General features: G+C 73.5%; 18 protein-coding genes. 12 read left to right on the top strand and 6 right to left on the bottom strand.

Annotation, left to right across the window (positions count from 1 at the left end; all coding sequences use genetic code 11):
• The first annotated feature begins 126 nt into the window (after positions 1-126).
• Positions 127-1,287 carry a hypothetical protein gene (locus ACPXCB_RS20165; RefSeq protein ID WP_425877184.1) on the top strand — a complete coding sequence of 387 codons (1,161 nt, stop codon included), beginning with the start codon at positions 127-129 and terminating at the stop codon, positions 1,285-1,287.
• 153 nt (positions 1,288-1,440) lie between these two features.
• Positions 1,441-2,217: a hypothetical protein gene (locus ACPXCB_RS20160; protein ID WP_425877183.1), complete on the top strand. Its 777-nt coding sequence runs from the start codon at positions 1,441-1,443 to the stop codon at positions 2,215-2,217.
• Between the two features lie 103 nt (positions 2,218-2,320).
• On the opposite strand, the gene ppc is transcribed toward ACPXCB_RS20160, so the two are convergent.
• Entirely contained in the window at positions 2,321-5,107 is a 2,787-nt protein-coding gene (gene ppc / locus ACPXCB_RS20155; protein ID WP_425877182.1) for a phosphoenolpyruvate carboxylase, read from the bottom strand.
• Positions 5,108-5,465: 358 nt separating this feature from the next.
• Entirely contained in the window at positions 5,466-6,122 is a 657-nt protein-coding gene (locus tag ACPXCB_RS20150) for a hypothetical protein (protein ID WP_425877181.1), read from the bottom strand.
• A gap of 113 nt (positions 6,123-6,235) precedes the next feature.
• On the opposite strand from ACPXCB_RS20150, the gene ACPXCB_RS20145 reads away from it, so the two are divergent.
• Complete coding sequence (locus ACPXCB_RS20145; protein ID WP_425877180.1) at positions 6,236-7,276, top strand: S66 family peptidase; 1,041 nt, start codon at positions 6,236-6,238, stop codon at positions 7,274-7,276.
• Positions 7,277-7,559: 283 nt separating this feature from the next.
• Here ACPXCB_RS20145 and ACPXCB_RS20140 read toward each other — a convergent pair whose 3' ends face one another.
• The 3 genes from ACPXCB_RS20140 to ACPXCB_RS20130 form a co-directional block, all read right to left on the bottom strand.
• On the bottom strand, positions 7,560-8,471 hold the full coding sequence (locus ACPXCB_RS20140; RefSeq protein WP_425877179.1) for an endonuclease domain-containing protein: 912 nt from the start codon (positions 8,469-8,471) through the stop codon (positions 7,560-7,562).
• An 82-nt stretch (positions 8,472-8,553) separates the two neighbouring features.
• Complete coding sequence (locus ACPXCB_RS20135) at positions 8,554-9,480, bottom strand: cyclase family protein (RefSeq protein ID WP_425877178.1); 927 nt, start codon at positions 9,478-9,480, stop codon at positions 8,554-8,556.
• 353 nt (positions 9,481-9,833) lie between these two features.
• Positions 9,834-10,733, bottom strand: coding sequence for a helix-turn-helix domain-containing protein (locus tag ACPXCB_RS20130; RefSeq protein ID WP_425877177.1), 900 nt, complete (start codon positions 10,731-10,733; stop codon positions 9,834-9,836).
• Positions 10,734-10,884: 151 nt separating this feature from the next.
• Between ACPXCB_RS20130 and mfd the strand changes: the two genes are divergently transcribed.
• The 5 genes from mfd (at position 10,885) to ACPXCB_RS20105 (ending at position 18,876) form a co-directional block, all read left to right on the top strand.
• On the top strand, positions 10,885-14,559 hold the full coding sequence (gene mfd, locus ACPXCB_RS20125; RefSeq protein ID WP_425877176.1) for a transcription-repair coupling factor: 3,675 nt from the start codon (positions 10,885-10,887) through the stop codon (positions 14,557-14,559).
• Between the two features lie 5 nt (positions 14,560-14,564).
• Positions 14,565-15,335, top strand: coding sequence for a hypothetical protein (locus tag ACPXCB_RS20120; RefSeq protein WP_425877175.1), 771 nt, complete (start codon positions 14,565-14,567; stop codon positions 15,333-15,335).
• 2 nt (positions 15,336-15,337) lie between these two features.
• Positions 15,338-16,309 carry a nucleoside triphosphate pyrophosphohydrolase gene (locus ACPXCB_RS20115; protein WP_425877174.1) on the top strand — a complete coding sequence of 324 codons (972 nt, stop codon included), beginning with the start codon at positions 15,338-15,340 and terminating at the stop codon, positions 16,307-16,309.
• Positions 16,310-16,331: 22 nt separating this feature from the next.
• Complete coding sequence (locus tag ACPXCB_RS20110) at positions 16,332-17,951, top strand: DUF885 domain-containing protein (protein ID WP_425877173.1); 1,620 nt, start codon at positions 16,332-16,334, stop codon at positions 17,949-17,951.
• A 112-nt stretch (positions 17,952-18,063) separates the two neighbouring features.
• Positions 18,064-18,876, top strand: coding sequence for a hypothetical protein (locus tag ACPXCB_RS20105; RefSeq protein ID WP_425877172.1), 813 nt, complete (start codon positions 18,064-18,066; stop codon positions 18,874-18,876).
• A 91-nt stretch (positions 18,877-18,967) separates the two neighbouring features.
• On the opposite strand, the gene ACPXCB_RS20100 is transcribed toward ACPXCB_RS20105, so the two are convergent.
• The gene (locus tag ACPXCB_RS20100) at positions 18,968-19,660 is read right to left on the bottom strand and encodes a hypothetical protein (RefSeq protein WP_425877171.1); all 693 of its coding nucleotides are present in this window, start codon (positions 19,658-19,660) and stop codon (positions 18,968-18,970) included.
• Between the two features lie 233 nt (positions 19,661-19,893).
• On the opposite strand from ACPXCB_RS20100, the gene eno reads away from it, so the two are divergent.
• The 4 genes from eno to ACPXCB_RS20080 are packed head-to-tail and all read left to right on the top strand — an operon-like array spanning position 19,894 to position 22,979.
• Positions 19,894-21,177: a phosphopyruvate hydratase gene (eno, locus tag ACPXCB_RS20095; RefSeq protein ID WP_425877170.1), complete on the top strand. Its 1,284-nt coding sequence runs from the start codon at positions 19,894-19,896 to the stop codon at positions 21,175-21,177.
• A gap of 32 nt (positions 21,178-21,209) precedes the next feature.
• Positions 21,210-21,848 (top strand): FtsB family cell division protein, encoded by a 639-nt coding sequence (locus tag ACPXCB_RS20090; RefSeq protein WP_425877262.1) that lies wholly within the window; start codon positions 21,210-21,212, stop codon positions 21,846-21,848.
• A 34-nt stretch (positions 21,849-21,882) separates the two neighbouring features.
• Positions 21,883-22,440, top strand: coding sequence for a DUF501 domain-containing protein (locus tag ACPXCB_RS20085; protein ID WP_311414780.1), 558 nt, complete (start codon positions 21,883-21,885; stop codon positions 22,438-22,440).
• 2 nt (positions 22,441-22,442) lie between these two features.
• A complete protein-coding gene (locus ACPXCB_RS20080) occupies positions 22,443-22,979 on the top strand; it encodes an amino-acid N-acetyltransferase (RefSeq protein WP_425877261.1) in 537 nt (178 codons plus the stop codon).
• Positions 22,980-23,048: the final 69 nt, after the last annotated feature.

The following is a 23,048-nucleotide window of genomic DNA, read 5'->3' as shown; positions in this document are numbered from 1 at the left end:
GCCTTTGTCGCGGATGGACGTTGTGGCCGATCGTGCCGAGCGGCGTGGCGAGGTGGGGCCGTTCCGGGGCAGACAGGAAGCGGTGACATGGCTCAGAGTGACGACAGGGCCTCGGAGGGAGACGGCATGGCTGGTCGGTTGCGTCCCGTACGGACACTCGTCGCGACGGCGGCGGGAGTCCTCCTCGCCGGCCTGGCCGCGCCGGTCGCGGTGGCCGCCGCGCCCCCCGGCGGCGTCGTCGGCTGGCGCGACCTCGGGACGCTGGGCGGCGCCTGGAGCGTCCCCGTCGGGCTCACCGACTCCGGGCTGGTCCTCGGCGACAGCCAGACCGCCGACGGCCGCATCCACGCGTTCGTGTGGCGGGACGGGACCCTGACCGACCTCGGCACGCTGGGCACGGACAGCCACGGCGCCGCCGTCAACGAGCGGGGCGTGGTGGTCGGCACCACCGTCCTGGCCGACGGGCGGACCAGGCCGTTCCGGTGGCGCGACGGCGTCATGACCGACCTCTCCGCCGTCCACGGGCCGTCCTCGGCCGTCGGCGTCAACGAGCGCGGCGAGGTGATCGGCACGAGACACACCGACGACAGCGGCCAGTACGGCCAGGCGTTCCGCTGGCGGAACGGGATCAGCACGGACCTGCCCGGTCGCGGTGGTGACACCCTCGCGGCGGCGATCAACGACCGCGGCGACGTCGTCGGCTTCACCAACAGCGCGGACGGGGCCAGCACCGAGGCGGCGCTGTGGCGCGACGGCAGGCTGGTCCGGTTGACGCCGCCGGCCAGCGCGACCAGCATGGCCACCGGCATCAACGACCGGGGCCAGGTGGTCGGCACCATGCGGGTCGACGGCTCCGGATGGCACGCCTTCCTGTGGTACGACGGTGTCTTCACGGACCTCGGCACCCTCGGCGGCACCGACAGCTACCCGGTGGGCGTCAACAGGCGTGGGCAGGTCGCCGGCAGCGCGCAGACCCCGACGGACATGCGCGCCGTGCGGTGGCACCACGGCGTCGTCACCGATCTGGGCACCCTCGGCGGCTCGTACAGCCAGGCCATGGCGATCAACGACGCCGGCACCGTGGTCGGTGAGGCGACCGTCGCCGGCGGCGCGAAGCACGGCGTGGCCTGGGCGCGGGGCCGCAGTGTCGACCTCGGCCCGCTGGATCTCAACCGCTCCGGCGGCCGGGTGGGCTTCGTCAACGACCGGGGGCTCGTCGCCGGCCAACTGGCCGCCACCGGCGGCGACGTGCACGCCGTCGTGTGGAACCTCGGCCGGCGACACTAGCCCGGCCCGCCCCTGCCCTCGCCCGGCCCGCCCCTGCCCTGGTCCGGCTGGGCCCGGCCCGGCTCGGAGCTGCCGGCCCTGTCTCCGGTCCGCGTCGCCGAGCTGCGTCGATCGGAGGCGTGGCGCTGGCCTGGCCTGGGTAACGTCGCAGACATGAGATATCTGCCGCTGCTCATCCTCGTGGTGCTGCTGGTGGGTGCGGTCGTCTGGTGGCGTCAGGAGAGCACCGCCCGGGCGGAGCGTCGCCTCGCCGACGCGCGGGCCGACGCCCAGCGCTGGTACGAGCGGCTCGGCGGCCAGGTGATGAACCTGCACGGCGACCATCCGGCCGTGCGCCAGGCGCTGGTCGACGCCGGGGAGCGTTACAACGCGGCCGGCAGCCAGCTGGAGCAGGCCCGCAGCGTCGAGCAGTACCGCCTGGCCCGGGAGACCGCGCTGGAGGGGCTGACCTACGCCCGGGCGGCCCGGGTGGCGCTCGGCATCGATCCCGGCCCCGAGCTGCCCCCGCTGGCCGCCGCGCAGGGCGCCGGGCAGCTCACCCGGGAGCGTCAGGTCGACGTGCAGGGGCAGACCTTCAAGGCCGGCCCGCAGCCCGGCCGCGACACCCCCTACTTCTACCCGGGCGGGCGCTACCAGGGCCGGCCGGTGCCGGCGGGCTGGTACTCCACCCCCTGGTGGAAGACCGCGCTGGGCGCCGGCGCGGGTGTCCTCGGCGGCATGCTGATCGCCGACGCGCTCTTCTCGCCCGGCTTCGGCGACCCCGGGTACGGCTACGAGGCCGGCTACCAGGAGGGCTTCGGCGACGGCACCGGATTCGGCGAGCAGGGCGGCGAGGCCGGCGGCGGAGACTTCGGGGGTGGCGACTTCGGCGGCGGCGACTTCGGCGGCGGAGATTTCGGAGGCGGTGACTTCGGCGGCGGAGACTGGTAGGGCCGACACCGACGGCACGACCGACACCGACGGCGCGGGCCGGCTCGGTGGTGCCGTGGAGGAAGGGCACCCTCCGCTGCGGGAAGGTGCCCTTCCTCGCTGCTCAGCCCGTGTTGCGCATGCCGGCGGCGATGCCGTTGACCGTGGTCAGTAGCGCCCGCTCCAGCGCCGTGCCGTCGCTCGGCGCACGCCGGCCACCCGGCGCCGTGGCCACCGCCCGGCCCGCCGCCCCGGACTCCCGGTACTGGCGCAGCAGGGCGACCTGGAGGTGGTGCAGCGGCTCCAGGTACGTGTCGCGGACGGCCAGGGTGCGCTGGAGCACCGGGGAGTTCTCCAGCAGGGCCGGCGAGGAGGTCACCGCCAGCACCTCCTGCTTGGTCAGCTCGTACTCCTGCTCGATCTTGTGGAAGATCGGGTGCAGCTTCTTCGGCACCAGCGTCTCGACGTACCGGCGGGCGATGCTCAGGTCGGTCTTGGTGAGCATCATCTCGACGTTCGACAGGAACGTGCGGAAGAAGTGCCAGTTGCGGTGCATCTCGGCCAGCACGTCCTCCAGCCCCGCCTCCCGGGCCGCGGCCAGCCCGGAACCGACCCCGAACCAGCCGGGCACGATCTGCCGGGTCTGGGTCCAGCCGAACACCCACGGGATGGCGCGCAACCCAGCGAGCCCGGCCCCGGTGTTCGGCCGCTTCGCCGGCCGGGAGCCGATGTTCAGCGCGCCGAGCAGCTCCGTCGGCGTCGACGCCCAGAAGTACGCGGGCAGGTCCGGGTCCTCGACCAACGACCGGTACGACCGGAAGGCCGAGTCGGAGACCAGCTCCATGGTGGCGTCCCAGCGTTCCAGCATCTCGGCGGGCTGCCGGGGCGCGGTGTGCAGCAGGGTGGCCTGGAGCACCGCGGCCAGGGTCAGCTCCAGGTTCTCCCGCGCCAGCGACGGCAGCGAGTACTTGTCGGAGATGACCTCGCCCTGCTCGGTGACCTTGATCGCGCCGTCCAGGGTGCCGTACGGCTGGGCCAGGATCGCCTCGTGCGTGGGCCCGCCGCCGCGACCCACCGTGCCGCCGCGACCGTGGAAGAGCCGCAGGTGTACGCCGTGCCGGGCCGCCACGTCGCGCAGCGCGCGCTGGGCCCGGTGGATGGACCACTGGCTGGTGGTGATGCCGGCCTCCTTGTTGGAGTCGGAGTAGCCCAGCATCACCTCCTGCACGTCGCCGCGCGCCGCCACCAGGGCCCGGTACGCCGGCAGCGAGAGCAGTTCGTCGAGCAGTTCGCCGCCGGTGTTCAGCTCGGCCGGGGTCTCCAGCAGCGGCACGAAGCCGATCCGGGAGCGGCCGCTGTGCACGTCGACCAGGCCGGCCTCGCGCGCCAGCACCACGGCGGCGAGCACGTCGTCCACGCCGAGCGTCATCGAGACGATGTACGACTCGATGACCTCGTTGCCGAACCGGTCCTGCGCCTCGCGGATGGTGCCGAACACGTCGAACGTCTTGCGGGTCGCCTCGGTCAGCGGGGTGTCCAGGGTGGAGAGCGGCCGGCGGCCGGTCAGCTCGTCGGCGAGCAGCTTCGTGCGTTCCTGCCGGCTCAGCGACGGGTAGTCGGAGACCTCGCCGACGGCCGCGTAGAGCTGGGCAAGCACCGCGTGGTGCGCCTCGGCGTGCTCCCGGACGTCCATGGTCGCCAGGTGCAGCCCGAACGCCGAGACCGTACGGATGGTCGAGGCGAGCCGGCCCACGGCGGTGAGCTGGCCGGCGTTGCGGGCCAGCGAGGCGCGCAGCAGCTCCAGGTCGGCGACCAGCTCGGCGGAGCCGCGGTAGTCCCGCCCGGGCACGTGCGCGGTGCCCTGGCGCAGCCGCTGCCGGGTGTTGGCCAGCTTCGCCTTCACGCAGCGGGCCTTGAGCCGGTAGGGCTCCTCGGCGTTGACCCGGCGGAACCGGGCCGCCACCTCGGGCAGCGCGTCCAGGTCGGTGGCGAGGCTCGCGGAGAGGTCGAGCGACACCCCGCGCAGCCGCCGGGACACTGACACCTCGTCGATCAGGTGGTCCATCGCCTTCTCGGTGGCCGCGATGCCGTGCTCGTGCTGGATGGTCAGCACCTCGCGGGTCACGGCCGGCGTGACGAACGGGTTGCCGTCGCGGTCGCCGCCGATCCAGGTGCCGAAGGACAACGGCCGGGCGGTCGGGGAGGTCTCCACGCCGAGGGTGCGCAGCGTGTCGGCGAGGTCGTCGAGGACCTGCGGGGCGGCCTCGGCGTACAGGTCGCGCAGGTAGTAGATGGCGTTGCGGGCCTCGTCGGTCGGGTCCGGCCGGTCCAGCCGCAGCTCGTCGGTCTGCCACATCAGGTCGAGCAGTTCGGCGAGGCGGCGGTTGGCCGGGCCCTCGTCGCTGGCGCCGTAGAGGATCGCGTTCGCGGTCTCGGTGTCGAGCTCGTCGGCGATGGCGCGCAGCTTGGACAGGATCGACCGGCGGGCCGCCTCGGTCGGGTGGGCGGTGAAGACGGGCCGTACCGCCAGCCGCCGGGCCGCCGCGGCGATCTCCTCGGCCGGCACCCCGCGCTCGGCGATCATCTTGGCCGCCTGGTCCAGCCAGCCGCCCTGCACCGCCCGGCGGCGCCGCAGCTCCCGGGCCCGGTGCACCTGCTCCGTGATGTTGGCCAGGTGGAAGTAGGTGGAGAAGGCGCGGGCCAGCTTGGTGCCGGTGGTGACGTCCAGGCCGGCGAGGCGCTGCGCGGCGGTGGGCGCGTCGGAGCGCACCTGGGCGCGGATCTCCTCGACGAGGTCGAGCAGCGGCCGGCCCTCCTGGCGGGCGAGGGTCTGCCCGAGCAGGGTGCCGAGGCGGCGGATGTCGGCCCGCAGGGCGGCGTCGGGGCCGTCGTGGTCGTGCTGGTCGGTCACGATGCGCTCCTTACGCGAGTACGAAGGACAGCGCTGTCCGACTCCCTGGATCGTATCCGCGTCCCCCGCCGGGAAGGAGGGGACCCTTGCAATCGTCTGCGGTAGGGGAAGGTTCCCTTCCTGACATCTCAGCCGGCGCGGGGCGCGTCTTCGCTGGTGGGGCCGGGTGCGGTGCGTCGGCCGGCGCGACGGCGGGCCTGGAACGGGGTGGCGCTGAGCACACCCACCACGCCCAGCGACGTCCAGATGGTGAGCCCGGCGATCGGCCAGCCGGTCGACCGGCGGTCGAAGTAGACGACGGACTTGAGCAGGTCGGTGGCGTTTCCCGGCCCGGCCGGTGCCGCCGGTGCCGCGTCGATCAGGTGAGCTGGCAGCGGCCCGCGCTGTAGTGGGCGACCGCCGCCATGATCTCCGCCTCGGACCGGTCCGCGAAGTTGAGCGTGGCGACCAGCCCCGAGCCGTAGAAGGCGCTCAGGGCCGCGCTGTCGAGCGCCGTGAACGCCCCGAGGTGCTGGAGCGCCCGCGCGTCGCGTGGCGTGACCACCAGCATCTTCTCCAGGCTCCACCGACGCCGGGAGATCCGCGCGACGCCCTCCCACGGCAGCCAGATCGCCTGGCCCCGGGTCGGCCGGGTGCGGATCCAGAGCCCGGCCGGGCCGAGCGCCAGCACCGGGCCGCCGGAACCGATCAGCCAGAGCTGGATCCCCAGCGGCAGGGCGACCAGGGCCAGCAGGCAGCCCACCACGCCGAGGATGGCGACCACGGACTGGGAGCGCAGCTGCGGATCGGCCGAGTTCGCCATGCCGAGACCGGCGCAGCAGGCGATCGGGAGGATGAGGAGCAGCACCACCCCCGTCATCAGCAGGCCGCGTTTCGCGACGTTGGGCCGTACCACGAAGGGCTGGTCCTCCGGGATGCGCCGGGTCACCGGCGGCGGCACGGGGGCTCCCCACGGGCCGCCGTGCGGTGGGCCGTGGTGGAAGGGCTGCGGCGGATGTCCGGCGGGGGTGCTCACGCGGCCTCCGATACTCGATCAACTTCGGCGGGGCCAGCCTAGAGGCCGTCCGCCAGCATCCCGGCGGGTCGGACCAGCGGAAAACCGGTGGAGCCGGTCGGTAGCGTCCGATCATGACGTCGCCCAACTATCCCCCCAAGCCCCGACCGGGAGACCGGGTCGCGGTCGTCTCGCCGTCCGCCGGCCTGCCGGCCCTCTTCCCCCACGTGTACGAGTTGGGGCTGCGCCGGCTGCGCGAGGAGTTCGGCCTGGAGCCGGTGGAGTATCCGACCACCCGGGTACTCGGCGCCGACCCGCGCGACCGGGCCCGGGACCTGACCGCCGCCTTCGCCGACCCGACGATCGCCGCCGTGCTCGCCACGGTGGGCGGGGACGACCTGATCACGGTCATCCCGCACCTGGACGACGCCGTGCTGCGGGCCAACCCGAAGCCGTACTTCGGCTACTCCGACAACACCAACGTCCTCAACCACCTGTACCGGCTGGGCGTCGTGTCGTACCACGGCGGGTCGGTGCTCGTGCACCTCGGCCGGCCGGGCAGCCCGCACCCGCTGACCTTCGACTCGCTGCGCGCGGCCCTCTTCACCTCCGGCTGGTACGACCTCACGCCCGCGCCGCAGTGGGGCGACCGGCCGAACGACTGGCAGGACCCGGCGACGCTGGCCGACGAGCCGGAGATGCTCCCGGGCGAGGGCTGGCGCTGGCAGGGGCCGTCGACGGTGGTCGAGGGGCGCACCTGGGGCGGCAACCTGGAGATCCTGCACTGGCTGCTGGCCGCCGACCGGGTCCCTGACGCCGGAGACCTGGCCGGGTCGGTGCTGATGGTCGAGACCTCCGAGGAACTGCCCTCGGCCACCGAGGTGTTCCGGATCCTGCGCAACATGGGGGAGCGCGGTCTGCTCGCCGGCTTCCCGGCGGTCCTCGTCGGCCGGCCGAAGGCGTGGGACTTCACCCGGCAGCACACCCCCGACGAGCGGCGGGACTGGGCGGAAGCGCAGCGGGCGGCGGTCACCCGGGCGCTCGCCGCCTACCGCCCCGACGCGGTGGTGGTCTTCGACGTCGACCTCGGCCACACCGACCCGCAGCTCATCGTCCCGTACGGCGGCGAGATCCGGATCGACGCGACCACCCGACAAGTCTCGGTCCGCTACTGACCCACCCCACCCGCCCGCTTTCGCGTGGGAAGCGCCCCGTTTTCGCGTGGGGAGCGCCCCGCCGTCGGGCGGGGAGCGCTCGGCTGTCGGGCCTTGACGTGCGAGCCCGGCTGTCGGGCCTTGACGTGCGAGCGCCCGGCCCGCCCCTCCGCTCGCGTGCGAGCGCCCTGGTGCCGCGCCTTGGCGTGCGCGCGTGCGAGCGCCCTGGTGATCAGGACGCCATGGACGTTAACTGACCGTTTTAAGGTCCATAGCGTCCTGATCACCGTTGGCTGGGTCGTCGTCAAACGCGGCGTTCCTGGATTGCGTCAGCTACCAGCCGGACAATCCGGGCGGGGTGCCGCAGTACGTCGTCCGCCGTGAAGCGCAGCACCAACCAGCCCGCCGCGCGTAGTGCGTTGAGCCGAGCTACGTCCCGCTGGAAGTGGGTGCGTTCCCGGTGGTGGTCACCTTCGTACTCGATGGCGATTCGCCACCGGGGGTAGGCGAGGTCGACGCGGCCGAGGAAGACGCGACCTCGGTGCGGGTGGGTGCCGTACACGTCGTGCTGCGCGGTCAGGGGTGGCAGACCGGCGTCGTGCAGGACGAGCCGGAGCCGGGTCTCCATGGGGGACTCGCTCAGCGGCTCGGCCAGCGTGAGCACCTCCCGCAGTTGGGCGGTGCCGGGCCAGCCGTTGTGCGTGTCCAGGTGGCTGCCCAACGCCGGGAGCTTGACCATCCGCTGATGCAGCAGCGCGTCCACCGCGACGAGCGCGTCCGTCCGGGGCAACTGCCGCCCGAGGTCGAAGGCCGTGCGGACGCCGGTGGTGACCGGCAAGCCGGCGAAGCGGGTGATCTCCCGGGCGGAGAACGACCGTTGGTCGACCGACACACGCCGAGTGGAGCGTCGGCGGGCCGTCGCCGGAAGCGTGACGAAGACCGGGCTCGCGCGTGGGAGGAGGTCCACGCTCCACAGGAATGCCGCACTGAGACCGCTGACGGCGGCCCCCGCCGGCAGGGTGAGGGCAACGGCGTCGCACCACATCCGGTGGTCGTTCTCACGGTGACCGTCGACGTGGACGTAGATGTCGGGCAGCAGCCGGCGCCAGGACGGCCCACGCAGCATCCGCCACGTGACGAGGCCGGCGGCGACGGCCCGACTGCCGGAGAACGGGAGGAACGCCAACTCTCTGGGGACGCGCGGTGCCCGTGACATCCTGGCAGCCTGCCGTTACAGCCCGCCCGCGTGCCGACCCGAAGGTTGATCCCGGGGTGTCGGCGTGGCCCTCGGTCGCCGATCAGGTGGGATTGAGGACCGCGAACGCCCGTACCGGGAAGGTGCCCATGCCGGCCACCATCGGTGGGGCGGCCGTGAACCGGAAGCCGGTCGGGGGCAGCGCGTCGAGCCCGGTCAGGTGCTCCACGATCGGGACGCCGGCGGCCAGCAGGGCGCTGTGCGCCGGTCGCTCGCCGGCCGCCGCCGGGCTCATGTCGTCGATGTTGATCGAGTCGATGCCGACCAGGGCGGCGCCCGCGTCGACCAGGGCCCGGGCGCCGTCGCCGGTGAGGTAGGGCGCCTCCGGCGCGCCGTACCGGTCCGTGCCGAAGTGCGCCGACCAGCCCGTGTGCAGCAGCACCGCGTGCCCGGCGACGTCGTACGACGCCAGCAGCAGCCGGTCCACCGCGCGGGTGCCGGCCGGCACCCGGACCACGACGCCGGGCAGGTCGGCGAGGCGGTCCAGCGGGGTGCCGGCGAGGTCGGCGCCCCCGGCGAAGCGGTGGGCGGGCGTGTCCAGGTACGTGCCGGTGTTGGCGATCATGTCGATGCGCCCCACCTGGAACTCGGTGCCGGGGGCGTAGTTGGCGCGGGACGCCTCCCGGGTCAGCCACTCGGTGATCCGTGGCGCCGGCCAGCCCGGCAGGGTGGTCATGCCGTCGGTGACCACGTGGCTCAGCTCGACCAGCCGCCGCCGGGAACTGTCGTCCGGGCCGGCCCCGGCGGCCACACCCCGGCCGCCCTTGTGCGGCTCCTCGACGATCGTCCGGCCGGTGATGCGTACCTCGGCCACCATCAGCAGCCCGAGGTGCCGGACGAACAGCGCCGCCAGTTCGTCGTCGGCGATGTCGCGGCCGGGAATGTCCAGACGGAACCCGTCCGTCCGCAGCCCGCCGCCGTTGGCGAAGGTGACCTCCGCGTCGAACTGTGCCCGCCACTGGTTGCCCATCAGCGCAGCCGATCACGGCCGGCCATTCCCGTCAAGATCCTTCGAACGGGCCGCCCCGCGCCCACCGGAGTGCCGTACAGGGGGGTGTACGGCACCACCGGCGGGCGGCGACGGCGCCTTGCCGTCGCCGAGGTCGCAGCCGGTTGGAGCTGCGGGCCTCCCCGAACAGGTCCGCGCACCCCGCGACCGCCGATCCGGCGGCTCGATCCCGGCTGACGGATTCCATCTTCGGCCGCCGGGCGGTCCGGGTCTTGAACATTGATGCTCGATTGACCGCCAACTCAGAACCCGCGCCCCGACCCGCCCGACCCTGGCCCGAACGCAGGGACAGCGGGTGGGGGGTGAAGGCGGGGTCAGGGCCGTCGGGGTTGGGTGAGGAGTCGGCGCAGGTGGGCCGGGGGGTGGCCGACGTGGTCCCGGACCACCCGGGTGAGGTGGGCCTGGTCGGCGAAGCCGTGCTCCGCCGCCACCGCGCGCAGCGGCCGCTCGTCCGACTCGGCGAGGGTGTCCAGCACCGCCCGGACCCGCAGCCGGTTCCGGTAGGCGGTGAGGCTGCTGCCGGTGACCCGGTGGAACACCCGGCTCAGGTGGTGCGGGGAGGCGCCCACCTCGCGGGCCACCTCGTCGAGGCTGAGCGAGTAGTCGCCGGCGGTGAGCACCTCGCGGGCCCGGTCGGCCAGGCGACGGTGGGCGGCCTGGGTGGCGGGCCGTCGGCTGACCGCGCGTGCCAGGTCCGTCCCCGGCTCGTCCCGGGCACCGGTACGGCTGAGCACCCCGTCGAGGAAGCGGTGCAGCCGTTCCGTCATCTCGAAGTGGTCCAGTCCCCGCCGGAACTCCGCGATGAGCATCCGGTGTGCCAGGTCGAGCGACGCGTCCGAGGTGCCCTCCCAGCCGGCGGTCTCCAGCCAGCGCGCCCCGTCCGGGCGCCCGGCCAGCACCCTCGGGTCGACCTGCACGCAGGTGTACGAGTCGCCGCAGCCCAGCGGGTGGGACACGGACATCTCGTCGCCGGGCCGGGTGATCAGCACGGAGGTGGCGTCCGAGAAGGTCGTACGACCGTTGAGCCGCCGCCGGTAGGCCCCCGACCGCCCGAGGATGAGGTTGTGGAACCTCTCGGCGGTGGGCTCGGTCCAGCCGTGGCTCTCGACGATGCAGCGCACCTCGTAGATCAGGATGCCTTCCGGGTGACCCAGCACCCGCCACCGGCCGGGCGTGGTCTTCCGGCGTGGATCGCTGCCGATTCCCTCAGGCATCCGTTCTCCCCCCGGGTGGCCCTGCGCGGATTGTCGACCATCCAACCTACGCGGGGGTGGTTCGTCCGACCGGAGAGATAGTGTCGACCGGTGGCCCCCCGTCCAGCCGGACGAGGGGTGATCGTCATGTCCTCCCGCTGGAAGTGATCTCATGCTCACCGGTCTGTTCTCCGCCGCCCTGGCCGACCCGGGGCTGGCCCGGGCACGTGACCTGGCGCGCTCCGGTGCCGCGCAGGTCGACGGCCTCGACATCACCGCGCCGGCCGCCCTGCGCCCGTTCGCGGTCGCCGCGGTCGCCGCCGACCAGGCCGGCGACGGCGGGCCGGGCGGCGGCGCGGGTCGTCCGGTGCTCGCCGTGACCGCCACCACCCGGGAGGCCGACGACCTGGCCGCCGCGCTGGGCAGCCTGCTCCCGCCCGAGCAGGTGACGGTCTTCCCGTCGTGGGAGACGCTGCCGCACGAGCGCCTGTCGCCCCGTTCCGACACGGTCGGCCGCCGGCTGGCCGTGCTGCGCCGGCTGGCGCACCCCGGTTCGGCCGACGCGCACGGTCGCACCGGCCCGCTGCGGGTGGTCGTGGCGCCCGTCCGCTCGCTGCTGCAACCGCACCTCAAGGGGCTGGGCGACCTGGAGCCGGTGCAGCTCGCCACCGGGCAGGAAGCCGACCTGGAGGAGGTCGCCCGCCGGCTGACCGACATGGCGTACGGGCGGGTCGACCTGGTCACCAAGCGGGGCGAGTTCGCCGTGCGCGGCGGCATTCTCGACATCTTCCCGCCCACCGACGAGCACCCGTCGCGGGTCGAGTTCTGGGGCGACGAGGTGGAGGAGATCCGCACCTTCGCCGTCGCCGACCAGCGCACCATCGAGCAGGTGCCGCAGCTGTGGGCGCCGCCGTGCCGCGAGCTGCTGCTGACCCCGTCGGTGCGCAAGCGGGCCGCCGCCCTCGCCGAGGAGCACCCGGAGCTGGCCGAGATCCTCGACAAGCTGGCCGAGGGCATCCCGGTGGAGGGCATGGAGTCCCTCGCCCCGGCGCTGATCGGCGCCGACTCGATGGAGCTGCTGCTGGACGCCATGCCGGCCGGCACCCACGTGCTCCTGTGCGACCCGGAGCGGATCCGCACCCGGGCGCACGACCTGGTGCGTACCTCCGACGAGTTCCTCCAGGCGAGCTGGGCCGCGGCCGCCGTCGGTGGCCAGGCCCCCGTCGACCTCGGCGCCGCCGCCTTCCGGACCCTGGGCGACGTACGCGCCGTCGCGGCGAAGCTGCGCCAGCCCTGGTGGACGCTGTCGCCGTTCGGCCTCGTGGAGGCGGAGGCCGCCCCGGCGCGGCAGCCCTGGGAGGACGGCCCGGAGGCGTACGACGTCACCCCCGACGACGCGATCGCGGTGACCCTCTCCGCGCAGCCGGCCCCGCTCTACCACGGCGAGACCGCCCGGGTGGTCGACGACCTCAAGCGCTGGACCGGCGAGGGCTGGTCGGTCGCGCTGGTCTTCGAGGGGCACGGCCCCGCCCAGCGGGCGGTCGAGGTGCTCCGCGACGCCGGCCTCGGCGCGCGGCTGACCGAGGAGATCCCGACCGCGCCCGCCCCCGGCGAGGTGCTGGTCGCCTGCGGCAGCCTGACCGGCGGATTCGTCGACGAGGCGTCCCGGTTCGTGCTGCTCACCGGCAACGACGTCACCGGCGGGCGGGGCACCTCGACCCGCGACATGCGCAAGATGCCGAGCCGGCGGCGCAACACCATCGACCCGCTGGAGCTGAAGGCCGGCGACCACGTCGTGCACGAGCAGCACGGCATCGGCCGCTACGTCGAGCTGGTGCAGCGCACCGTCAACGGGGCCTCCCGGGAATACCTCGTCATCGAGTACGCCCCGAGCAAGCGCGGCCAGCCCGGCGACCGGCTCTTCGTCCCCACCGACCAGCTCGACCAGCTCTCCCGCTACGTCGGCGGCGAGCAGCCCACCCTGCACAAGATGGGCGGCTCGGACTGGCAGAAGTCCAAGGCCCGGGCCCGCAAGGCGGTCAGGGAGATCGCCGCCCAGCTCATCCAGCTCTACGCGGCGCGCAAGGCGTCCAAGGGGCACAACTTCGGCCCCGACACGCCGTGGCAGCGGGAGCTGGAGGACGCCTTCCCGTGGCAGGAGACGCCGGACCAGCTCGCCGCCATCGAGGAGGTCAAGCGGGACATGGAGCAGACCGTCCCGATGGACCGGCTGATCTGCGGCGACGTCGGCTACGGCAAGACGGAGATCGCGGTCCGGGCGGCGTTCAAGGCGGTGCAGGACGGCAAGCAGGTGGCGGTGCTGGTGCCCACCACGCTGCTGGTGCAGCAGCACTACAACACGTTCGCCGAGCGGATGAGCCAGTTCCCGGTGACCATCCGGCAGCTCTCCCGCTTCCAGACGCCGAAGGAGGCCGAGCAGGCCCTGGAGATGGCCGCCGCGGGCACCGCCGACATCGTCATCGGCACCCACCGGCTGCTCCAGGCGGCCACCCGGTTCAAGTCGCTCGGCCTGGTCATCGTCGACGAGGAGCAGCGCTTCGGCGTCGAGCACAAGGAGCACCTGAAGACGATGCGTGCCTCGGTCGACGTGCTGAGCATGTCGGCCACCCCGATCCCGCGCACCCTGGAGATGGCGATCACCGGCATCCGGGAGATGTCGACCATCGCCACCCCGCCCGAGGAGCGGCACCCGGTGCTCACCTTCGTCGGCGCGCACGACGAGCGGCAGGTGGCCGCCTCCATCCACCGCGAGCTGCTCCGCGACGGGCAGGTCTTCTACCTGCACAACCGGGTCGAGTCGATCGACAGGACGGCCCGCAAGCTGCGCGAGCTGGTGCCCGAGGCACGGGTCGCGGTGGCGCACGGCCAGATGGGCGAGGAGGCCCTGGAGAAGGTCATGGTCGGCTTCTGGGAGAAGGAGTTCGACGTGCTGGTCTGCACCACGATCGTGGAGTCCGGCATCGACATCCCCAACGCCAACACCCTGATCGTGGAGCGGGCCGACCTGCTCGGCCTGGCCCAGCTGCACCAGATCCGCGGCCGGGTCGGCCGGGGCCGGGAGCGGGCGTACGCGTACTTCCTCTACCCGCCGGAGAAGCCGCTCACCGAGCACGCCCACGAGCGGCTGGCGACCATCGCCCAGCACACCGAGCTGGGCGCCGGCATGTACGTGGCGATGAAGGACCTGGAGATTCGAGGCGCCGGCAACCTGCTCGGCGGCGAGCAGTCCGGGCACATCGAGGGCGTCGGCTTCGACCTGTACGTGCGGATGGTCGGCGAGGCGGTCTCCGCGTTCAAGGGCGAGCGCCCGGAGGAGGAGACCGAGGTCAAGGTCGACCTGCCGGTCGACGCCCACCTGCCGCACGACTACGTCGCCGTGGAGCGGCTGCGCCTGGAGATGTACCGCAAGCTCGCCGAGGCCCGCGACGCCGACCGGCTGCGCGAGGTGGTCGCCGAGATGACGGACCGCTACGGCGAGCCGCCCGCGCCGGTGCAGAACCTCGTCGCCGTGGCCCGGTTCCGGCTGCTGGCCCGCCGCTACGGCCTGACCGACGTCTCGATGCAGGGCAAGCACATCCGGTTCGGTCCGCTGCCGCTGCCCGACTCGAAGCAGCTGCGGCTCAAGCGCTACCACCCCGACTCGGTCTACAAGCAGGCGCTCGACCAGGTCAGCGTGCCCCGGCCGAGCACCCGGCGGGTGGGCGGCGAGCCGCTGCGCGACCAGGCCCTGCTGGAGTGGTGCGCCCAGCTGCTCAAGGACGTCCTGGGCGAGCCGGCGACGGCGGGAGCCGGTGTCACGGCGGCCCCGGGCGGCATGAGAGAGTGACCGACATGCGTGCTCGCCGTCTTGTCGCCGTCGCCAGCGTGGCGCTCGGCCTCGTCGCCCTCTCCGGTTGCCGTGCCGAGCCCGGTGTCGCCGCCTACGTCGGTGACCTGCGGATCACCGAGGATGTCGTCACCGGGATCGTCGACGACCTGCGGGCGAAGAACCCGATGCCGACCGGTCAGCCCGAGGCACCCGAGGGGCAGCCCCCGGCGCAGGTGCCACAGCTGCCCGACCGCGGCCAGATCGTCAGCATGCTGGTGCTGACCGAGGTCTGCGAGCGGCTCTCCGCGGACAAGAACTACCAGCCGCGCGGGCAGGTCGCGCCGGAGCAGGTCGCCCAGCAGCTGCGCCTGTCGCCCGACACCGGCTTCGTGCGCCAGTCCGCCGAGCTCTACAACTGCCTGTCGGGGGTGCCGACCGGGGCGCCGGCCGAGCCGACCGCGCAGGATCTGGCGGACGTGGTGGCGGCGGGCCGCAAGGCGGGCGCCATCCCGGCCGACGTGCCCGACGAGGCGGCCGCCCGCCAGCTCGACGGCGAGCAGCTGCGTGGCGCGCTGGCCACCCGCAAGTCGCTGGCCGAGGCGGTCGCCGCGTACGACGTGACGGTCAACCCCCGCTACCGCCCGCTGGAGTTCCCGGTGCTGAGCTTCTCCGGCAACGCGCCGGCGGTGAGCGTGCCGCTGGGCGAGGCCGGTTCCGACGGGGTCACCGACGTCTCCACCCCGGATCCGCTGCCCACCGTCGGGCCGCAGGCGGCCGACGGGACCGACAGCTGAGCATGCCCGCACGGATCGTCCTGCTCGTCACCTCGCCCCGGCTGCCGGCAGGTCTGCTGACCGCCGCCGCGTGGGACGTCGTACGCCGGCATCCGGTGCTGGCGGGGGCGGAGAGCGAGCTGACGACGGCGGTCCGCGCGGCGGGCGCCGAGGTCACGGTGGCCGACGGCCGGGCGACGCAGGCGCTGCTCGACGCGGCGGCGGCGCACGGCGTCGCGGTGTGGCTGGCCGGCCCGGCCGGCGACGAGTCGCTGGCCCGCGAGCTGGGCCTGCGGCTGGCCCGTGAGCCCGGCCTGGCCGAGCTGGAGCTGATGTACGGCTCCTGGGACCCGCCGGGCGCCCGGCTGCTCGACGCGGTGGCGGTTATGGACCGGCTGGCGTCCCCCGGCGGCGATCCCTGGAAGCGCGCGCAGACCCACCGCAGCCTCGCCGGCTTCCTGATCGAGGAGTGCTACGAGGCGTACGACGCGATCAGCGCCGGGGACACCGACGCGCTGCGCGAGGAGCTGGGCGACGTGCTGCTCCAGGTGGTGCTGCACGCCCGCCTCGCGGAGGAGCTGCCCGAGGAGCAGCGGTGGACCGTCGACGACGTGGCCGGCGGGCTGGTCGACAAGATGGTCCAGCGCAACCCGCACGTCTTCGCCGACGCCGAGGCGGGCACCCTGGAGGAGATCGAGGCGAGCTGGGAGCGGATCAAGCGGGCCGAGAAGGCGCGTGACTCGGCGCTGGACGGCATCGCGCTGAGCCAGCCGGCCCTCGCCCTGGCCGCCAAGATCCTGGAGCGCGCCGGGCGGGTCGGCCTCGCCGTACCGCCGCCGCTCGCGGATTCCCAGGTGGACCCGGAGGCGCGGCTCGGCGCGGGCCTGCTCGCCACGGTCGCGGCGGCCCGCGAGGCGGGCCTGGACCCGGAGGCGGCCCTGCGCCGCGCCGCCCTCGCCTACGCGGACGCGGTCCGCGCCGCCGAAAAGGCCTGAGTCGACCCGGTAGGGTCGGCGGGTGGAATCGTTTGTGCCGCTCGCGGAGCGGATCGTCGACGCGTTGCTGGAGAGCCGGCCGGGGGTCGCGACGTCCACCGGCGACCACCGGTACGACGACCGGCTGCCGGACCTCTCCGCCGAGGCGGTCGCGGCCGACCGGACCATGCTCAAGGAGGCCGCGGACGCGCTCGCCGAGCTGGACCCGGACGCCCTGGACGTCGAGGAGCGCGTCGACCACGCGCTGCTCACCTCGTTCGTGGACCGGGAGCTGTTCGAGTCCGGCGACATCCGCGCGCACGAGTGGGACCCGCTGCGGCACAACCCCGGGCCGCTGCTGCACGCGCTGCTCGCCCGCCCGTACGCCCCGGTCGACGTGCGGCTGACCAGCCTGGCGGGCCGGCTCGCCGCCGTACCGGACGCGTTGGCGACCGCGCGCGCGACGCTGCGCGACATGCCGCGCATCCACGCCGAGACGGCGGTCGGGCAGTTCACCGGCGCGGCGGCGCTGATCCGCGACGAGGTGCCGGCGCTGCTCGCGCAGGCCCCCGCCCTGCACGACCGGGTCGAGCCGGCCGCCACCGCGGCGATCGCGGCGCTGGAGGAGTTCGTCGCGTGGCTGCGTCAGGGCCTGGCCGCCGACGCCGGCCCCGGGCGGGACCCGCGGCTGGGCCGCCGCCGCTGGGAGGCGCGGCTCTGGCACACCCTCGACACGGAGCTGGGGGCCGCCGAGATCCAGCGCCGGGCCTGGGCCAACCTGGACCGGGTCGGCGAGGAGATCCGCGCGGCGGCCGTCGAGCTGGTCGGCGGCCCCGCCGACGACGAGACGGTACGCCGGGCGCTGGACCTGCTGGCCGCCGAGCACCCGGACGACCACACCATCGTGGACCTCGCCTCGGTCACCCTGGACGAGGCGACCGACTTCGTGCGCGCCCACGACCTGGTCACCCTGGTCGACGACCCGTGCGTGATCCAGGAGATGCCCCAGTTCGCCCGGGGCGTGGCGGTCGCCTACTGCGACTCGCCCGGCCCGCTGGAGACGGCGGACGTGCCGACCTTCTACTGCATCGCGCCCACCCCGGCGGAGTGGCCCGCGCACCGGGTCGAGTCGTTCTACCGCGAGTACAACGACCACATGATCCGCAACCTGACGGTGCACGAGGCGATGCCGGGGCACTTCCTCCAGCTCGCCCACGCCCGCCGGCACGTCGGCCCCACCCGGGTCCGCGCGCTGACCGAGTCGGGCCCCTTCATCGAGGGCTGGGCGGTCTACACGGAGGAGCTGATGGCCGGCCTCGGCTTCGGCGGCCTGCCGGTGCGGTTGCAGCAGCTCAAGATGCAGCTCCGGATGACCATCAACGCGCTGCTGGACCAGCTCGTGCACTGCGAGGAGCTGCCGGAGGCCGAGGCGATGGCGCTGATGACCGGGCGGGGCTTCCAGGAGGAGGGGGAGGCTGCCGGCAAGTGGCGGCGCGCCCTGCTCACCTCGACGCAGCTCTCGACGTACTTCGTCGGCTACAGCGAGGTGGCCGCGATCGCCGCCGCCCGTCCGGCCGGCGTGGCGGTACGCGAGTGGCACGACGCGATGCTCGCCCACGACTGCCCGCCCCCGCGCCACCTGCGCACCCTGCTCGGCGTGTGACGAAGTGGGGTCGGTTCCTGGGATCACCCTCGGTCGGTCGCGGCCGGGTTTGACCGGGGTCGACCCCTGCGGCGCTGACGGAAGGTGAGCCGACCGGCCGACCGGTGAACTGGTGGCCGCGTTCGTTCCGAAAATTCTCAGTTGTCAGCCATGCTGGAGCGCCTCGATGAGTAATACACCCCTTTATCCCGACCCGCCGCACCTGACCATCGCAGTGTTCCCGGCCAGCTCCGACGAGTCGGCGTTCCCGGCGGTGTGCGACAGCCTCGTGGCCTGTGGTGCGCAGCCTGACGGCCTGCTGGAGACGCTGTCGCCGGACGTCGACTTCGAGGCGCGATCGGACGTCGCGGAAACCGTCGAGCTCCTGACCGTGAAGCCCGACTCGTTCCAGCGGATCATCCGGGGCGGGGAACCCACGAAACGGCCTGTGCGGGCCGGGTTCACCCGCAGGGGTGAGGTGGTCGTCGTCGAGTTGCTTCGCAGGAATCGTGGGGAACGGTTCCCGGTCGGTGTGTCCTGCTTCGCAGGAGCGCTGGGTCTGCCAATCGACCTCTGGCGGGAGGCCGACCGCTCGGCGGCCTTCGAGATCACGCAGTGGAGTAAGCGATTGTTGCAGGTCATGACGGGCCGGCTGCCGTGTGCCTACGGCTCGATCGAGGTCGAGGCGCCCTTTCCCACTCCCTCGATGCTCCGCAGTGGCGCCATGCTCGGCTCCGAGGTCTTCGTCGCGCGGGACGTCCTGGCCCGTCGACCGGAACTGCGGGCGGCTCTGGCCGAGGACTACGACGATGCGGGCGAGGAATGGGAGGCTGGCACCTTCTTCTCCGGTTGGGCGCCGTTCGACTCCGCGAGAAGGATGCTGCCGTACACGCCGGATCGCTACCAGCGAAGTAGCCGAATGCTGGGCGAGGCGCTCAGCTCGTAGCACGACCGCTGGCTGGTCCACGCGCCTGCAACGCGTCGACCAGCCAGCGCTTCACGGAAGCGTCACCGGACGGGCGGGTCTGCCGGACCGGTCACGAGCTGGCCGGGCGGCGGTCCACGACGCCGGCGTCGGGCGGGAGGTCGAAGGCCGTGCCGTCGACCGTCTCGCGGTAGCGGTTGAGCGCCAGCTCGACCTGGCGGCCGTCGACCCGGCCGGTGAAGCTGCCCAACACCCCGTCGGTGGTCACGCAGGCGGTGAAGTCCCCGGCCGACTGCGCCACGTCGACGCAGGTGGCGTGGTGGCCGGCGAGGGTGGTGTCGCTCTGCTCGATCACCGCGTCCGGGTCCAGCGCGGCGGTGGTGAGCAGCCCCACGACGACCGGCGGCGTCACCAGTCCCCGCTGCTTGGCCTCGGTGAACATGGTCACCGTGGGCTTCGCGTTGGGCGCGGGCGGGGCCTCCAGGGTGCAGGTCGCGCGCCCGGCGCCGGTCTCGCAGCGGGTCGTCGCCTCCGGGGTGACGGTGAGCTTGCCGCCGGGCCAGGTGTAGGCGGAGCGGGCCGGATCCTGGGCCTGGGCGATCGTGGCGGTCTGCCCGCCAGGGAGCTGGTAGTCGGCGGAGTAGGTCAGCTCCAGCGCCCGGTCGAGCCGGGCGGCCAGGTCGTTCACCAGGTCGGACCGCCCGATCGCCCGGCCGGCGTCGTCGAGGGTCTGGCAACCGGTCACCGTGAGCGACGCGATGACCGACACGGCGAGCATGCGGAGGGTGGTCGAGGCGGCGGGCATGGCGACCAGCCTGGCCGATCGGGCCAACCGCGCGCAAACCCGTTGCCGGTTGAGGCACGAGAATCCGGGAATGTCCGTCCAAAGCATTGCCCGAAGGCAGGTTTCGGGTCGGGCCGGCGAGCGCCCGGACCGCCCGCGTCCGAGCGTCGACCGATACGCTGCGTTCAACAACTGCCTCAGCCGCACCGTCGCGGCCCATACCGGACCGGAACACACAAACGAGGAGCGACTCAGTGGCAACCATCGAGGGAATCGTCGCGCGGGAGATTCTGGACTCGCGGGGCAACCCGACCGTCGAGGTCGAGGTCGGGCTCGACGACGGCACGATCGCCCGGGCGGCGGTGCCCTCTGGCGCCTCCACGGGCGCCTTCGAGGCGATCGAACTGCGCGACGGTGACGCCGACCGCTACCAGGGCAAGGGTGTCGAGAAGGCGGTCTCGAACATCGAGGACAAGATCGTCGACGAGCTGATCGGCTACGAGGCCAGCGAGCAGCGGCTGATCGACCAGAAGATGCTCGACGTCGACGGCACCGACAGCAAGTCCGAGCTGGGCGCGAACGCCATCCTCGGCGTCTCCCTGGCGGTGGCCAAGGCGGCGGCCGGCAGCGCCGAGCTGAGCCTCTTCCGCTACCTGGGCGGCCCGAACGCGCACCTGCTGCCCGTGCCGATGATGAACATCCTCAACGGTGGCGCGCACGCGGACTCGAACGTCGACATCCAGGAGTTCATGATCGCGCCGATCGGCGCGCCCAGCTTCCGCGAGGCGCTGCGCTCCGGCGCGGAGGTCTACCACGCGCTGAAGTCGGTGCTGAAGAAGAAGGAGCTCTCCACCGGCCTCGGCGACGAGGGCGGCTTCGCGCCGAACCTGCCCACCAACGCCGCCGCCCTGGACCTGATCGCCGAGGCGGTCGAGAAGGCCGGCTACCGGCTCGGCACCGACATCGTCTTCGCGCTCGACGTGGCCGCCACCGAGTTCTTCGACAACGGCACCTACACCTTCGAGGGCGCCGCGAAGACCGCCGAGGAGATGAGCAACTACTACACCAAGCTCGCCGGCGACTACCCGATCGTGTCGATCGAGGACCCGCTGGCCGAGGACGACTGGACCGGCTGGCAGACGCTGACCGCCTCGCTCGGCGACCGCATCCAGATCGTCGGCGACGACCTGTTCGTCACCAACCCGCAGCGCATCGCCCGCGGCATCGCCGAGAACGCCGCCAACGCGGTCCTGGTGAAGGTCAACCAGATCGGTTCGCTGACCGAGACCCTGGACGCCGTGGACCTGGCCCACCGGGCCGGCTTCAAGTGCATGATGAGCCACCGCTCCGGCGAGACCGAGGACACCACCATCGCCGACCTGGCGGTGGCCACGGGCTGCGGCCAGATCAAGACCGGCGCCCCGGCCCGCTCGGACCGGGTCGCGAAGTACAACCAGCTCCTGCGGATCGAGGAGGAGCTGGCCGACGCGGCGCGGTACGCCGGGGCGGGCGCCTTCCCGCGCTACCGTTCGGCCTGAGACGCGCGAGGCCTCGGGGGAGGGGTGTGACGATGCAGCAGCGCCGCACACCGGGCGGTCAGCGCCCTGCCCGTCGGCCGGGTCACACCGGTCGGCCGGGCGGGGCCCGGGGCGCCCGGGCGTCGGTCCGCGAGGGCGGCGTCCGCGCCGAGTCGCGGGCCACGGCCGGTCGCGCGCCGGGGGCGGCCCGGGGCGCGGAGGGCGTACGCTCCGCGAGCCGGCCCGCCGCGGCCCGTCGTACGGCCGCCGGCACCGTCAAGCGGCTCTCCGCACCCCGCTCCCGGGGCCTCACCGGGCGGGCCACCGTGCTCTTCGCGGTGCTGATCGCGCTCGCCCTGGCCTACACCTACCCGGTGCGCGTCTACCTGGACCAGCAGGCCGACATCGAACGGATGGAAGCCGCCCAGGCCGCCCAGCGGGACGCGATCGAGGAGCTGTCCGAGCGGGCGGCCAAGTGGCAGGACCCGGAATACATCAAGATCCAGGCCAGGGAGCGGTTCTTCATGGGCCCCCCGGGCGAGACGCTGCTGGTGGTGCTCTCCGACCCGGCGGGCGCCGCCCGGGACGCCGGTTCGTCCGCGGCCCCGTCGGCACCCGTCGCCCCCGCTTCCTGGTACGACACCCTCTGGTCGAGCGTGCAGGCCGCCAACGGCGAGCAGCCCGACAGGTGATCAGCACCCGAGCATCGAACGAGAGATCAGCATCGTGACTGTCGTACCACCGCAGGAGCCGGCGGCGGACTCCGTACCCCCGCCGCGGCGCGAACCGGCCACCGAGGCCGACCTGGCCGCGGTGGCCGCGCAGCTCGGACGCCCGCCCCGGGGCACCCGGGCCGTGGCCCACCGCTGCCCCTGCGGCCTGCCGGACGTGGTGGAGACGACCCCGCGCCTGGCCGACGGCACCCCCTTCCCGACGCTGTTCTACCTGACCTGCCCCCGGGCGACGGCGGCGTGCAGCCGGCTGGAGTCGGCGGGGTTGATGAAGGAGATGGCGGACCGGCTGGCCGCCGACCCGGAGCTGGCCGCCCGCTACCGTGCCGCGCACGAGGACTACCTGGCCCGCCGGGACGCGATCGGCGAGGTGCCGGAGATCGCCGGCATCTCCGCCGGCGGGATGCCCGGCCGGGTGAAGTGCCTGCACGTGCACCTCGGGCACGCGCTCGGGGCCGGGCCCGGGGTGAACCCGTTCGGCGACGAGACGCTGGCGCTGGTGGAGAAGTGGTGGGCGGCCGGCCCGTGCGTGGACGTGCCGGCGGCGGACTGACCATGGCGGGCGCGGACGGGGGCCTGGTGGGGGCCGACGAGATCGTGGTGCGGCGGGCCCGCACCTCGGACGTGCGCGGCATCCGGCGGCTCGTCGACACCTACACCGACGACCGGCGGCTGCTCAGCAAGGCCACCGTCACCCTCTACGAGCACGTGCAGGAGTTCCGGGTCGCGGTCCGCGCCGGCGACGGCGCGGTGGTCGGTTGCGGCGCGCTGCACGTGATGTGGGAGGACCTGGCCGAGATCCGTACGGTGGCGGTCGACCCGTCCTGCCGGGGGCGCAAGCTCGGCCACCGGATCGTCGCGGAGCTGATCGGCAGCGCCCGCGAGCTGGGGGTGGCCCGGATCTTCGTGCTCACCTTCGAGACCCGGTTCTTCGGCTCGTTCGGGTTCACCGAGATCGACGGCGCGCCCGTGCCGCAGCCGGTCTACGAGCAGCTCCTGCGCTCGTACGACGAGGGCGTCGCCGAGTTCCTGGACCTGGAACGCGTCAAGCCGAACACCCTCGGCAACACCCGGATGCTGCTGCGCCTCTGACAGTGATGATGTGGGAGCGGGTCACCCGGTCGGTCTGACTCAGCCTCTGACTGACCGTGGTGTCTTCTA

The organism is Micromonospora sp. DT62 (genome assembly GCF_049847285.1).
GTDB classification, from domain to species: Bacteria; Actinomycetota; Actinomycetes; order Mycobacteriales; family Micromonosporaceae; genus Micromonospora; species Micromonospora reichwaldensis.
Note: the sequence above shows the minus strand (reverse complement) of the source record. Positions and strands in the feature narration are given on the sequence as shown.